This is a genomic window from Amycolatopsis ponsaeliensis (assembly GCF_030182635.1).
In the GTDB taxonomy this organism is placed as follows: Bacteria; Actinomycetota; Actinomycetes; order Mycobacteriales; family Pseudonocardiaceae; genus Amycolatopsis; species Amycolatopsis ponsaeliensis.
The window spans coordinates 68,163-82,796 of the sequence record NZ_JAPZLD010000043.1 but is presented as its reverse complement, the minus strand read 5'-3'; the positions used below and the strand labels follow the sequence as shown (position 1 = coordinate 82,796).

Genomic DNA, 14,634 nt, shown 5'->3' with positions numbered 1-14,634 from the left:
GGCGACAACCTGGGGCGGGGGGCACTCCTCGTCATATCCAGGCCTCTGGTGAGAGCCGGACAGTACCCGGCGGTAGTACCCCGATCCTGGCAGGTCCACTGCAGTGGACCGTTCGGGTGCTGCGTGTCAGGTGGCTGTTGTGGACGCTGCTACCGCAGTCGTTGCGTAAGCAGATCATCCACAGTATCGGAAACCTCGCGTCCTGACTGGGCACGTCGATCCCGAAAGGCGGGCTGGCAGTAACTGCCGCCCCCTTCTCGGCTGACCATGCTATCTGGCGCCGATCGGCGCCGGATAGCACGAATCGGACAAGTTACCGGCATCACTCCGCCCACGCCGGGCGGCGTGATGCCGGATCGGCGGATAGCGCAGCAGCGTGGGCTCATCGACAGGCCACAACACCGTCCCCGTAGCCCTGCCGCCAGGCGCAGCTGAGCAATTGGTCATCGGGCCGCGCATGACTCGCCGGTACATTGCCCCCGAACTTGGCGCTGATAAGGATGCTTCGCGGTGGCGCCGTTTCGCGGACGGCTTAGCCACCGCCGGCGGCTGTCGAGGAGTCCAATGCCAACGTTCGGACGAGCAACTGCCATGGCGCCATGGGCACACAGCAACCCGATGACTAAGCGGAAACAGGCCCGGAGGAACAACCGACAACGGGTCACGGATCGTCGGCGCCAATGACGGCTACTTCATCACCACCGACGCGACTGAGGATTCTCAGACACCTGCTCCTACCTCAGAATTTGCCCCTCGTCCACACTCACGGGCAAAAGACAAGGCATTGGACCTTGAGCAGGAGGTACTTCCCTATCTTTCCCGCTCTCGCCGACAACAACCTCTCGATTAGCCTTCAGCTCTCGTTAGTTGTGGTGCGATCATGGACATCGCGTCGACAGGCGACGTGATGACGCCCATCAGCATCATCAGGTCGGGCACACGCTGGAGTCGATGAGCATCCAGTGTCGAGCCGAAACCGGGCAGTGTGAGCAGCTTCGAGGCGCCTTCGTCGATTTTCGCGTACTTCGCCAGCAGCGGCTCAACCTTCGAGCGGTCGTTGACGACCTCCAGGGTGGCCTTCTTCATCGCACGCTGAAAGGCTGCGAGGGTTTTCGGGTTCTCTTGCGCCCACGTTTTCATCGAGCCGAAGCCGGCCAGCGGGAAGTCCTGGGTGGAGCCTGTATTGATGTCGACCACCGGGATCGCTCCGGCGACCCTAGCTGCGATGGTGACGTAGGGTTCGGCGACGTATGCCGCGTCGATCTGGCCTTGTTGCAGCGCTGCCGCGACGTTGAGGAACGGCATCTCGACCCAGTTCACGGCACCATAGGAGACGCGACGGTCCCTCATTACCGACTTGGCGAGAATGTCGGATGCCGTATTCTTCGCCGTGATAGCGATCTTCTTGCCCGCTAGATCATTGACGGTCCTCACCGGCGAGTTCGGCGCGGCGACGATCGCGTTGCTCCTCGGGCTGACCGACGTGCCATCGGCAACCAACCACAGGTCGGCACCAACACTCTTCGCAACGAAGAATGAAGCGTAACTTGAAAAAGCAATGTCCGCCCGACCCGAAATGACATTACCGATCGAAGCTTGGCCACTATCTGCCATAACCGATTTTACGTCGAGACCTTCAGCCCTGAAGTAGCCGTCCTCCTGGGCCAGCCAGAACGGGCCGAGGTCCGTTATTTGCTGAATCGATACCTTTATGGTCGACTTCTCAAGGCCGCCCTCCTCCAACAAATTCGAATCATAGGATCCGAAAACGCCACAACCACTATCAGACACGAATACCGCTGCAACAAGGACCAGACTCAGCACGGTCCGACGAACATTCATCTGACCAGCACTTCCAAAGCCACCAGGCAAGACATACTCCCTTCACGCCACAAGATGCCACCAAAGGAAAGACATCCACAGGTGCGCCGCGCGTTAGCGCCCGCAACATGCACACGGCCACATGCCGCATTAGCCAGCGGTGATGGAGCCCTAAGAGACCAATTGACGGCATCTCAACCCGCGGCCACAACCAGCACTCGAACAAACAGGATGACTGACAATCCGTCAGATTTCCGTAGCGCAACCAGGGTCACGACAACCACTCTTGCTCGCCCGACAGCATCCCACCTTTACTCCAAACGGACGAGTCGTGACGGTACGAGCAGAACTTCCTCGCCGTCAAGGGACTGCGCATTTTTTCACAAGATCTCCCGAGTTTTTATCGCCAAGTATCAATATCTGATGTCGCCTACGTGACGCGCATGCCGGAACTCAGACCACAGTCACAAGTCCTGGAACACGAGTTTCCCGATGTGTTGGCTGGCCAGGGCATTGCCCAGGTCGCGGGGTCACTAACCTCGCAGTGAAGCCTGACGGCGGCCTCCAGAGCGGCAAGGACTTCCACACACCTTCGGCGCACCTCGTGCGTCGACAGCTTGGGGAGCACCTTCCCCGCCAAGAAGCACGCGAATCCGAGGATCCATCGATGACGAGCTATGCCCCTGCGACAATGGCTCCGGGCTTGCAGTGACGTTTGCGGCCCCGTCCGAGTGACCGCGAGATTCGCGGACACCGCATCGACGTCAGATCCACCGGCCCATGCCATCCCAATTGACCGCGACCCGAATCCGGCGTCCGTTGACGACATGAAGACCGACGTTCAGCACTTGTCGACTATCATCAATTGATACTTGCCAATTGGATCACAAACGCCTACTGTAACTTGCGGTAACCGCCGACATCGACAGTTCGCTCGTTTCAGATGAACAGCCAGGCTGAGGTCGGCGCTTCCCATACCCCACATTCCTGCCCGAAGGATGTGCCATGACATTCACCCGAACGCGCGCGCGGACAGTCGCGGCCGCCGCCCTGTTGGCCGCGCTGACCGGAGCGGCCGCCGTCGTGGGTCCCACTGCTGTGGCTCATACGTCCGACGATGTTGTCACGGTGAGTACAGGCGCGGTCCGCGGTACCGTGAACGGCGGGCATCGCACCTTTCTCGATATTCCATACGGTGCCTCCACCATCGGCTCGAACCGGTGGGCAGCACCAGTTCGACCGCCGTCGTGGACGGGCATCCGGGACGCCACGAAAACCGCGCCGACCTGCGCCCAGATCCAGGCCTCCGCGAGCACGGAGGACTGCCTCACCGTCGACGTCTACACTCCTCCGACCACCGCCGGACAGCACTTGCCGGTCATGGTGTGGTTCTACGGAGGTGCCTACCAGGTCGGCTCGACATCTCTGCTGAACCCGACGCCGATCGTCGAACGCGGTAAAGCGATCGTCGTCGAGGTCAACTACCGGGTCGGTCCGCTGGGCTTCTTGGCACTGCCGGAGTTGGCCACCGGATCAGGCGCCGTCGGCAACTACGGACTGCTGGACCAGCAGGCCGGACTGCGGTGGGTGCGACAGAACGCAGCAGCATTCGGTGGCAATCCCTCCAACGTGACACTCTTCGGTGAATCCGCAGGTGGCAACAGCGTCTGCGAGCAGCTCCAGTCCCCAGGTGCGGTCGGACTGTTCGACCGGGCGATCAGTGAGAGCGGCGCCTGTAGCGGCGAGTCGGGGATCTCACCGGCTCCCAAGGCCCAGGCCGAAGCCGCGGCTGTGAAGTATGCCGCATCACTTGGCTGTACCGACCCGGCGACCAGGGCCGCGTGCATGCGCGCACTACCCACGTCGACGCTGCTGAATTCACCGCTGGCTGGCGGGTACTCATTGGACGTCCCCTGGAAGCCGACCGTGGATGGCGTCACGGTCCCAGCACAGCCCGAGGTGGCATTCCGATCCGGCCTGTTCCAACGTGTCCCGCTGCTCATTGGAACCAATCGCGACGAGGGGCGATTATTCGTCTTCCTCCTCAAGGAGTTGCCGAAGCAAGGCCCGCTCAGCCCGGCCGACTACGTCAGCTTCCTGCAGGAGACTTTTGGGATAAATTGGACCGAGGTACAGGAAGAGTACCCGTTGGCGGACTACCCCACCCCGGACCTGGCTGCGGCGACGGCACTGGGGGACGGCTACTTCGCTTGCGGGATGTCTGGCGCTGCCACAGCGATCGCCGCCAAGCACTGGCCCCCTGTCTACGCCTACGAATTCACGCAGACCGACAACCCGAGCCCCTTCAGCCCTGACAACCCCTGGATGCCGATGGGCGCGACACACGGCGCCGAGGTTGGCTATCTTTTCGATGCCGGCACACTGACGGCGAGCCAGCAACGACTCTCGAACCGGATGATCGACGCCTGGACGACGTTCGCCCGCACCGGCAACCCCTCCACCGCCGATCTCAACTGGCCGAGCTACACCGCGACCGGCGGTCGGATCCAACTCCTGAACGCCGACACCACGGCCACATCCACCAGCTTCGACGACGACCACCACTGCCGTTTCTGGGCAAGCAGGTCCTCCTGAAGGCAGGCCCCGGACTGGGACACGGGGCACACGATCGGGAGCTCCGTCCGGGGCATGTCGCGGCCGGCAAGTCCATCGAGTCACACCGGGGAAGGTCTTGCTGAGCCAACATCGAGCTGCCCGGGACCGGCGGCCGACGAACAGTCTCGCCGATCACCGCAGAGGACTGCCACCGGACTTGGCGTAAGTCGCGCGGTGTTCATCACCGTCTGGACTCGTCGACGACCATCGGCCCTCACGCAGGCACACGGGGAGAGAATTTCGTATGAAACCACTCAGCCACTTGATTCAGCGCGTCTTACACCTCGATCCCCCGCTCACGCGGAGCGTGATCCACCAGCGCGATCTGCGAATACCCATGCCCGACGGCACGGTGTTGCTGACAGACCGATGGGTGCGGCGGTCCGGCGGTGACGGGTTACCGGTTGCGCTGCTGCGTTCCCCTTACGGCCGCCGAGGGCTGATCGGCGCCGTGCAGGGCCGGGTGCTGGCGGAGCGCGGTTTCCAGACTCTGATCCAGAGCACTCGGGGAACCCACGGTTCAGGCGGAATGTTCGACCCCATGCGCCAGGAACGTGACGACGGCCTGGCCACCCTGGAGTGGGTGATCAAGCAACCGTGGTTCGGGGAATCCATAGTGCTGGTCGGTGCCAGCTACCTCGGCTACGTGCAGTGGGCCGTGGCAGATCAGCTGCCGCCCGAGGTCAAGGCGATGATCCCGAACAACACCGAGTCCGCGCTGACTCTCGAATTCCTACGCCCCGATGGTTTCTCCCTCGAAACTCCTTTCATCTGGGGTGTGACCAATGCCGTCGAGAAGCCGGCCGGGATGATAGGAGGGCTCGCCGGGATCCGGAAGAAGCAGCGTGCACTGGAGACCTTGCCGCTGAACCGCGCCGACATCGCCGCCACCGGTCAATCCGTCGGGTACATCCAAGATATCCTCAGGCACGAAGCAGACTCACCGCGCTGGGATGGACTCGACCATAGCCACCGGGTTCCGAATGTGACCGTGCCGGTCAGCTCAGTCGGTGGTTGGTTCGACCTCTTTCTGCCCGGACAGCTCCGAGACTTCCGGGCCCTGCAAGCATCCAGCCCGCACCCGCGGCTGACAATCGGGCCGTGGACACACGTCACCTCGGACGCGACGCCGATCCGCGAGGCACTCACCTTCGGTCTCGCCCTCGCTCGCGGTCAGCGCCCACCGGAGCGCGCCTCGGTGCACCTGTACGTAATGGGCCAAGAAGCCTGGCGCGAATTCGAAACCTGGCCCCCCTCCGGCTATGCGCCGCAGCGCTTCCACCTCCGACCAGGTGGTGCCCTGTCCGTCGATCTGCCAGACGAGTCGGAGCCCGATCGCTACCGCTACGACCCGAACAATCCCACCCCGGCCGTGGGTGGGGTGCGCGCAAACGGCGGCGGCCGCAAAGACAACACCAAACTTGAGGCTCGCTCGGACGTGCTCACCTACACCACCACCGTCCTTGATCAGGACGTTGAGGTCGTCGGCGAGGTAAGCGCCGAAATTTGGTTCCGGTCCAGCCTGCCGTTTGCCGACGTGTTCGTGCGGCTCTGCGATGTGGACGGCTCTGGACGCTCCGTGAACGTCTGCGACGGCCTGACTACTCTCACCAACGCCGACGAACTAGCCCGCGCAACGGTACGATTGTGGCCGACCGCTTACCAGTTCCGGCGCGGCCACCGCATCAGGGTACAGGTTTCCTCCGGGGCATTCCCCCGTTACGCACGCAATCCCGGCACCGGGGAACCGCACGCATCCGCTACACGACTCCGTGCCGCCGAGCAGGAAGTACACCACGATCCCAACCATCCCTCGGCCATCGTCCTACCCGTAGCACAGCACCAGTAGATGCCGTCCTCAAGCCCCCAAGCCCGAAAGAGGCAGCATGTCCCATGCTGATCGCCAGAACGCGGCGATCAGCCCACAGCTCGGCAGAGGTGAACGCGCGCATCATCGACGGCCGGTACGAGTCAGGCATAGGCGCACGACCAACTGGACACGGCGCTCGTCCTAGAGCGGAGTCGCAAGCCAAATGCAGCAGGTCGAAGGCGACGAAACGGCACTTGACATCACCGCCGATCTGCTCCGCCTAGCGAACCGAGCTGCGATGAGGTGGTAAGAGCCGCCAGCTTCATACGACGAGAGTTCTGTCCGCCGAGGAGCGCTCAGAAATTCGGCTGGTAGGAGCCCACGGCGTTCCCCGATGGCGGGGCCCAACGGCCCGCGTGCAAAGCCGCTTAAACTAGGGCACAGCTGACCTTGATCGTCAGCTGGCGCCGGGCGGGACGAGAGTCGGGAGAATCGGGCGCGTCTGCAAATGCCGAGCGTACACGAGCAACCTACCGCCGCAGGTTAAGCGCCGTAGTGCCCGGAGGGCCAATGGTCGCCGCCAACCCCGCAGACCACCGCTAGCTGTTGCGGGTCATGACGTTGGTGACGGTTGACGGCGCCTGAGACGAGAGGACGGGTCTTTCAGCGGCAGGATGAGAAGTACGACCCACTCATCCCACCGAAGAGAAAAGACCCGTCCGTGTCCGACCGTAATGCCCCGCTGTCTGTCGAGGGCCGCCGCCGGCTCGTCGCGCGATGCCAGACCCGACCGATCGCCCACGTCGCCGCCGAGATGGGCATTTCCCGCCAATGCGCATCCAAGTGGGTCAACCGCTACCGCCGCCACGGCGAGAACGGCCTGCTCGACCAGCCCAGAGTCCCGCACCACCAGCCCACCGCCACTCCTGCCCAGGTCGTGCCCCGGATCGAGCAGCTGCAGCGATGAGCGCCTGACGGTTCCGCAACTCGTCGCTGCGACTGGCGCGGGGGCTCGATGATGGCACGGAGTCCAGACTCTCAATCCTCCCTCGATCTATTTGGACGCTCACTTCCGGTTCGCCTATTATTCGGACTCGTGCGTCTGTTTCAGCGGCGGGTCAGTCGTTGTCGAGGAGGACACATGGACGAGCACGCTCTGGCAATTCCGGCAGATCTGAACCTGGTAATCCCGAAATGGATGACGGCTGCTCTAGCCGCCGACCATCCGGGGGCCGTGGTCCCTGCGTCGAACTCCTGGTCCGTGACGACGGCACAAACCGACTCGGGCTGACCTACTCGGCCGGTCAGGGTCCGTCCATGGTATTCGTCAAGGCCGTCGACCCGCCCACGTCGAACTGATCGCAGCCACCAGCGGCCTTTTCGACGAACCCCGGCTGTTCAACAGCGGCGTTCACCTGCCCGTCGACCATCCGAAGGTGTTCCACATCGTGATCGACGTCAATGGGCAGAACTTCATCATGTGATGGAGGATCTGCTCGACCGAGCCGAGCCGCGCGACTCGACACATCCGCTCAGCCCAGCCCAGGCCGCAGCGGGCCTCCAGGCGTTGGCCCGGTTGCACAGCCAGTTCTGGGGCGAGCGCCTGATTGGGGAACCTACGCTCGACTTCGTCGTGCCGTACACCCAGTGGCCGGGGATAGGCGAGATCATGGAAACGGTCATCCCTCATGCGTTCGAGATGGGCGGTGACCGCATCGATCCCGAGGTCCGCGCCCACACCGTGCAGGACCTGATCGCCATGCGGGAGCGATACATCGACACCCTGACCAAAGGGACTGCCCCAATTTTGGTTGACTCGCGGGTTGAGTGGATCAGGCCGCGGTTGCGTGCCTGTTGATTGTCTCAAACTCGATCGGCGTGAGCTTGCCCAGACGGGCCTGCCGACGCCGACGGTGGTAGGTGCGTTCGATCCAGGTCACCATCGCCAAGCGCAGCTCTTCCCGGGTCTGCCAGCGTCGCCGGTCCAGGACGTTCTTCTGCAGCAGCGCGAAGAAAGACTCCATCGCGGCGTTGTCATCACACGCCCCGACCCGTCCCATCGATCCACGTAAACCGTTGCGGTGTAGCGTGTTCACGAACTTCCGCGACCGGAATTGCTTGGATTCCACTGGTCGTCGCAACACCGACGTAGTGGTGGGGTTGATGACAGGGCGGAAGTACGGCAAGGAGCAGAAAGAAAAGTTCTTTGACTTGCTGGATCGTGGGGGCACGGTCAGGGCGGCGGCCACGGCCGCGGGCGTGCATCCTGAGGCTGCGTACACGTGGCTGCGGCAGGCAGGAATGTCGATGCGGCGCGCCAGCCCGAGGGTGTATTCGGAGGAGGAGAAGGCGGCGTTCTTCCGGTTGCTGGCTCAGCGGAACAACGTGTCAGCGGTCGCCCGCGAGCTTGGGTTCACCCGGGTGACGTGCTACAAGTGGGCACACGAGGCGGCGATCTTCACCAGCGAGGCGAGGCAGGTCAACCCGCGGCGCGAACGGTTCTTGCGGTTGCGTCAGGGCGGCATGAGCCGGGCTGAGGCGGCAGCAGAAGTCGGGGCGGACAAGCGCTCCGCGGCCGACTGGGACAGAGGCATCCGGGTTTTTCACGGAGGATCTACCGGACATCGCTCGACGTCCCAGACGCCGAACGCCCCACCTCCGAGCAGATCTGGAACGGCTACCGGGCCTCGGTCATGTACGGGCTCATCCTGTGGCTTGCCACCCTCACCGGTGGCGCCTGGCAGCGTGAAGAGGTCTCACTGGCGCTCGCCGAGCGCTACGCCGCCGCGTTCGTCGACCTGGACAGCCCTGCCGCCCTCAAGCCAGGTGCCTGACCCGCCCGAGCAGCCTCGGTCCCTTGTTGCGTCCGTCGGCCCGGAGGCAAACCCCGGCGGCCACAGATCCTGCGCGAGCCCGGCGATGCGAACGAGTTCCAGATCGGCGGGCAACCGTTGGTGTTCTACGACTACCCGGCCGAGCACTGGATCCACCTGCGCACGACCAACCCCGATCGAGTTGATCCTCGCCCTGGTACACCGCCGCATGAAGGCCACCAACGGCCGGGCCTCAGGCGACAGGGTTCGCGATGACGTTCAAGCTCATCGAGTCGGGCCAGGCCCGTTCTCGTCGGATAGCCGGACCAGTGCTGCCGCGTGCCCGCCGGTATTCGCGCAGGACGACGAAGCGCGGGCGTAGACGACATGGTCGTCACGCCCGAGCGCTGGTGAGGCTGCACCCAAGCGGCCTCGAGTAGATCCGTGTCGACGGGCTACAGGGGCCACGGTCGAACCCGAGCAATCGCTCGTGCTCGACCAGCAAATACAGCAGAAGGCCGGAAGCTGGAACGGCACACAGACACATCCGGGCAGTGGTCCCATATCAGGGACCAGACCATGATCAAGATGGGTCCATCCTCATAACAAAAGCACCTCACGCGGTTCTCACGTTCGCGAACCCCTACGTGACAGTGCGGTGGTCTTCATGACTCCACGGTGATCACTACCTCGACCGGCTCACAGTCCGGAGCTGACGCGTGAAGTCGAATGTGGCCGGGACGGGAAGGCCGGAGCACCGCGAGGGCTCGGCCGTCGTAGGTGCGCCGCTCGGTCGCACCGAATCCCTCTGTTGTCGACGGGTCAGCACTGCCGAAGCCGAGCAAGGTGCCATCGCCGGAGGCCTTCACACGGACGGGCCGGTCAGCCGAGGTGTAGATGGTTCCGTCAGCGTCCGCCAGGACGAGAGTGATATAGGCGAGATCACCGTGGCGGGCCGTGATGACCTGCCGGTCTGCTTCGACGCGGAGCTGTACCGGCCCAGCGGCGGATCGCACGACCTCACGGCCGGCTTCAACGCCGCCACGATAACTGATCGTGAGCAGCTCGCCGGGCTCGTAGACAGTTTCGAATTGAGCGCGGAAGCGGTGGTCGGCTCCCACAGGCTTACGTCCGACAGAGCACCCATTCACAAGCAGCTCGACTTCGTCGGCGTCACTATAGACCTCGACGATGATGGGTGCGCCTTCAAAACCGGGCCAGGTCCAACTAGAGATGGTATTGCTCCACGCCCAGGGGCTCCCAACGAAAATCTTGCCGTGGTGCTGTGGCCGTTGGACGGCAATGTAGGGCTGAGCGCTCAGACCGAAGACAATCTCGCGGTAGTAGGAGGCTGGGCGCCGATAGCCTGTGATGTCGATGTCACCACAGCCGGCCAGAAGATACGGGAACGGTGCGACGTGGGAAGGTTGCGAACTGTCCGGCGTGGAGTATTGTGGGCGGCCCAGACCAACTTCGCCGAGATAGTCCCAGCCCGTCCACGCAAAGTCCCCGATGACGTGACTGTACTGGTTAACCAGGCGCCAGATCTCGTCGATGTGAACCGAAAAGCTCTCAGTGCCAGCGATGATTCGATTCGGAAACAGATCTGAGTCCATGGCGTAGCGGCCCTCAGAGTAGTTCATGCCAGCGACATCGAGCAACGCATAAGACTCGGCCGTCCGCCCAGTCACCACAGAGGACGCGGCGATCGAATTCATCATGGCTCCCACGTCGGCCATGGCCGTGTTGATGCCGGCACCTTCGGCCACTTGCTGTCGCATGGCATTCAGTTCGGAAAAAACGGCCAGCATATTGTTTACCGCATTGGTGACGTAGCGAGTATCGTCCAATGATCGGACCTTTTCCGCTAGTTTGCGTCCCCACACGGCACCCACGGCCGAGCCAACCTCGGGAATCTCGTTTCCGATCGAATAGAGGACAACACTGGGATGATTGACGTCCTTGGCAACCATTGCTTCGATGTCGCGTTCCCACCACTCCGGGAAGCTCAGACTGTAGTCAAACCCACTCTTACTCGAGGTCCACATGTCGAACATCTCGTCGATCACCAGGACGCCCAGACGATCACACGCGTCCAGCATGGCTTTGCTCATCGGGTGATGGGACATGCGAATCGCGTTGAATCCGGCGTCCTTGAGAAGCCGGACACGGCGCTCCTCCGCACGAGCGAATGTGGCTGCCCCCAAGGGCCCGTTGTCGTGATGGAGACAAGCGCCGCGCAGCTTGACCGTCTCTCCGTTGATCCGCAGCCCATGCCCGGGGTCCAGCCGCAATGAACGGACGCCGAACGGGACGCTCTCACTGTCGGTCTTGGCGTCGGCGTCGGTCAACGCCACCTCGGCCGTGTAGAGCGACGGTGAATATGGGCTCCACAGCGACGGGCTGTGGATGTAGAAGCGTTGGCGAGCGGTAGCAGATTCTCCGGGCAACACTGTGATTGTCGTGGTGTCGGCTGCGACCACGGATTTGGCGGCATCGCGAATCTCAGTAACCAACTGAGGAGTTCGGATCGCGAGCGAGTCGTTGACCACGGTCGTCGCCACCTCCACCACTGCCTGCTCGGTGTCGATGTCCGGGGTAGTGACACGGACGCCTTGTGCCCCGATCCGGATCAGTCCGCCGATGAGCAGCCAGCAGTCGCGGTAGATGCCTGCCCCGGTATACCAGCGCGAGTCTTGGTGCGCTCGTGCATCGACCCGGATCTCATTGTCCTGTCCAAAGCGCAGGTATCGGTCGGCGTCAATGAAGAAATTTGAATACCCATAGGGGCGTTGCCCTGCGTAGTCACCGTTTAGATGCACGGTCGCGTCACGGTAAACACCTTCGAATTCGAAGAATATCCGCTTGCCTCGATACGATTCCGGCACGAAGAAGATCTTGCGATACTCAAAGACCCCGCCTCGGAAGTACGCGCCCGCAGCACCTTCCTCAACGCGTGAGTCTATTCTATTCTGCCCGATCATGGCGTCATGCGGCAACGTGACCGGCTTATACGGAACCGCATTGCCGGACAATTCGGCGAATGGGTTTACCTTCGAACGCACCTGCCAGTCTTCATTGAAAGAAATACGTTTCACTAGCCCTCCTGACGGTTACAGTTTCCGGAGCGAAAACGAATTTATCGTCCCCACTGCACACCGGTACGCCGGCGCGCAACCCAGAAGTTGACTATATAATCCCGGAAAATAAGAACCCATCTAAATACACGCACCTACTCACAACTTTGAACAGAGAATATTCGTTTACCTTACGTTCCAGATTGCGACTGCCGCGGCCGGGTCCCCCGAAAACGACGAAGCTTCGAGATGGACCGTCGACGATGCGAAAACGAACGAGCCGTTGACCCAACGCTGAAGAGGGCGAGTTGACCCCGTGATGGCTACCTGCGCCTCCTGTCCTGGTTCCAGGTAGACGGGAGCAAAGCCGATCAACACCCGTTTCGGGAAGTCGTCAACCTCAAGACGTCCGTACAGTTGAACGACATGCCGCCCACCGCGCCGTCCTCGATTCTTGACGTTAACTGACGTAAACACCTGCTCTTCCTTTGCGGCATGGACATTGAGGGCGTGGATCGTGAACTCAGTATAGGAAAGACCGAACCCGAACGGATACGCAGCCTGCCGACTGTCGCGATCGAGCAACCGTTGCCCGTGCCAGCGGTCGTAGACGATTGCCTCCGCTTCCATATCGAAAAAAGGCAGGTGTGATTCGTCGGCCGGGACCGAATACGGCAGGCGCCCGCTCGCCCCGGACTTGCCCAAGAGCACGTCGGCGAGAGCATGTCCCCCCTCGCTCCCTGCGTACCAGCTCACCAGAATGGCCGGAACGACGTCCTTCCATTCCTCGATGATCACAGCCCCGGCGGTGACCACGGTGACCACAGTGCGACGATTGGCGGCAGCCACAGCGTGGATCAGTTCAGCGTCGGCCGGACGGAGGCGCAGGAAAACACGATCTCCACCTGCAGCAGTGCCCATCAAATGGGAGTTGCGGTCTTCTGAAGACGGCATGTTGATCCCAGCGGGAAGCGGCGGGAACACATCCATCAGTCCGGGAGTGGTCAGCATCGTGTCGCCGAGAAACTCGCCTTCATCCTCGGCTGTGTAGCCGACTACGACAACGGCCACGTCGACCTGTGCCGCGACCGCGGCGGCCGTCATCTGGTCGTCACCATCGACGTGGACGACGTCGACAGCAGCAAGGGCGCTTCTGAGGCCCTCGAGCGGTGTCACCACTTCGGGACAATGGACCTTGGATGAGCCGTTGTCGCCCGTGTTGGGGATATCCGCGAGGCGCCCGATCACGGCGAGAGACGTAATCGCACTGGAATCCAGGGGAAGCAACGCAGTCCCGGCGATTGACTCGTTCTTGAGCAGCACCATGGAGGTCGTGGCGACGTCACGCGCGAGCCGACGGTGCTCGTCACAGAAGACGACAGAGACGTCGGGTTCGGGCTCCAGAGGCGACGTCGCATACCGAAGTTGTGCTCTGATGACACGGCGCGCCGCTCGGCGCACATCGCCCCACGTCACACGCCCATCTGCAAGTTCCTGCTGCAAATGCTGTGCTCGCTGCTGACGAAACGGGGCCTCGATGTCGAGCCCGGCCCGCACCGACGCACCAGCATCACGGAGACCAAAAATGAAGTCCGAGATCGTGACACCGTCGAACCCCCATCGGCCGCGGAGGATGCCTTCCAAGAGTTCCGCATTCTGTCCTACCCACTCGCCGTTCACACTGTTGTACGACGTCATGATGCCGTCTACGCCTTCTTCCACCACGCGACGAAAATGGGGAAGATACACCTCGTGAAGAGTGGCGTCGTCGGCTTCGACGTCTACCTTGAAGCGGGCGTTCTCCATTGAATTGAGTGCATAATGCTTCGCGACGGCCATTCCGTGTCGTCTCACGCCGCGCACCAAAGCCGCACCAAATTCGCCGAGAAGGTAAGGATCCTCACCGTAGGTCTCCTGCGCGCGGCCCCACGCTGGGTGACGCGGCAGGTTGATGCAGACACCGCCGAACGTATTGCCACCCTGTGCTCGCATTTCAGCGCCAATAGCTCGGCCGACCCGCTCCTCAAGGTCGACGTCCCATGTTGCACCACGCGCCATCGAGACGGGGAAGGCAGTCGACTGGCCGATGACCACTCCGCGGGGGCCGTCACTGAACCGTATGCCAGGCAGGCCGAGCCTCGCCACTTGCCCCATGACTACAGGCGTTTCGTTGTAGCGGCGGCTCATCTCGGCCATCCCGGGCCAGAACTCGGCATCCCCGTCGAGCAGACCCAATATCTCATCAGCGCTCATCGCACCCAAGAGGACGTCCGTCTCATGATCCAGGGACGATCCGTTGCCAATCCTTGCCGTCGCGTCGGAGAACGCCGTAAGGCCGAAGCCGTCACTGGCACTCGCCTCGTCGATACGGGGGAAAGCAGAGTCGCCTGAGGGAGTCATGTCATTCTCCTCGGTCGGTCGCGGGGCCGAATGCGTCCCGGCGAAGTGACATTCAGCGTGAAACTCGCTGGATCTGGTCGGCTCATGAGGGCTTCGG

General features: G+C 62.5%; 8 protein-coding genes and 3 pseudogenes. 7 read left to right on the top strand and 4 right to left on the bottom strand.

Translation table 11 applies throughout. From position 1 onward, the window contains the following. Nucleotides 1-846: 846 nt before the first annotated feature. Nucleotides 847-1,842, bottom strand: coding sequence for an ABC transporter substrate-binding protein (locus QQ657_RS43620; RefSeq protein WP_434056838.1), 996 nt, complete (start codon nt 1,840-1,842; stop codon nt 847-849). A gap of 984 nt (nt 1,843-2,826) precedes the next feature. Between QQ657_RS43620 and QQ657_RS43615 the strand changes: the two genes are divergently transcribed. The 5 genes and pseudogenes from QQ657_RS43615 to QQ657_RS43595 all read left to right on the top strand — a co-directional run bounded on the left by QQ657_RS43615 (nt 2,827) and on the right by QQ657_RS43595 (nt 8,105). Further along, nucleotides 2,827-4,416, top strand: coding sequence for a carboxylesterase/lipase family protein (locus QQ657_RS43615; protein ID WP_284748252.1), 1,590 nt, complete (start codon nt 2,827-2,829; stop codon nt 4,414-4,416). Between the two features lie 265 nt (nt 4,417-4,681). Continuing rightward, nucleotides 4,682-6,286, top strand: coding sequence for a CocE/NonD family hydrolase (locus tag QQ657_RS43610; RefSeq protein ID WP_284748251.1), 1,605 nt, complete (start codon nt 4,682-4,684; stop codon nt 6,284-6,286). A gap of 682 nt (nt 6,287-6,968) precedes the next feature. Further along, nucleotides 6,969-7,211: pseudogene (locus QQ657_RS43605) on the top strand (helix-turn-helix domain-containing protein); the annotation flags it as partial. 177 nt (nt 7,212-7,388) lie between these two features. Beyond that, the gene (locus QQ657_RS43600; RefSeq protein WP_284748250.1) at nt 7,389-7,538 is read left to right on the top strand and encodes a hypothetical protein; all 150 of its coding nucleotides are present in this window, start codon (nt 7,389-7,391) and stop codon (nt 7,536-7,538) included. A gap of 192 nt (nt 7,539-7,730) precedes the next feature. After that, nucleotides 7,731-8,105, top strand: a complete 375-nt coding sequence (locus tag QQ657_RS43595) for a hypothetical protein (RefSeq protein ID WP_284748249.1) — start codon at nt 7,731-7,733, stop codon at nt 8,103-8,105. Here QQ657_RS43595 and QQ657_RS43590 read toward each other — a convergent pair. Beyond that, a pseudogene (locus QQ657_RS43590) lies at nt 8,080-8,364 on the bottom strand (integrase core domain-containing protein); the annotation flags it as partial. The gene QQ657_RS43595 and the pseudogene QQ657_RS43590 sit on opposite strands and share 26 nt — an antisense overlap. 46 nt (nt 8,365-8,410) lie before the next feature. Here QQ657_RS43590 and QQ657_RS56855 point away from each other — a divergent pair. Both QQ657_RS56855 and QQ657_RS43585 read left to right on the top strand, forming a co-directional pair. Continuing rightward, nucleotides 8,411-8,530, top strand: a pseudogene (locus tag QQ657_RS56855) (hypothetical protein); the annotation flags it as partial. Between the two features lie 410 nt (nt 8,531-8,940). After that, entirely contained in the window at nt 8,941-9,081 is a 141-nt protein-coding gene (locus tag QQ657_RS43585; protein ID WP_284748248.1) for a hypothetical protein, read from the top strand. A 644-nt stretch (nt 9,082-9,725) separates the two neighbouring features. On the opposite strand, the gene QQ657_RS43575 is transcribed toward QQ657_RS43585, so the two are convergent. Together QQ657_RS43575 and QQ657_RS43570 are read right to left on the bottom strand one after the other, a co-directional pair. Beyond that, nucleotides 9,726-12,158, bottom strand: coding sequence for a glycoside hydrolase family 2 TIM barrel-domain containing protein (locus QQ657_RS43575; protein ID WP_284748247.1), 2,433 nt, complete (start codon nt 12,156-12,158; stop codon nt 9,726-9,728). A gap of 165 nt (nt 12,159-12,323) precedes the next feature. Next, on the bottom strand, nt 12,324-14,537 hold the full coding sequence (locus QQ657_RS43570; RefSeq protein ID WP_284748246.1) for a glycoside hydrolase family 3 protein: 2,214 nt from the start codon (nt 14,535-14,537) through the stop codon (nt 12,324-12,326). Nucleotides 14,538-14,634: the final 97 nt, after the last annotated feature.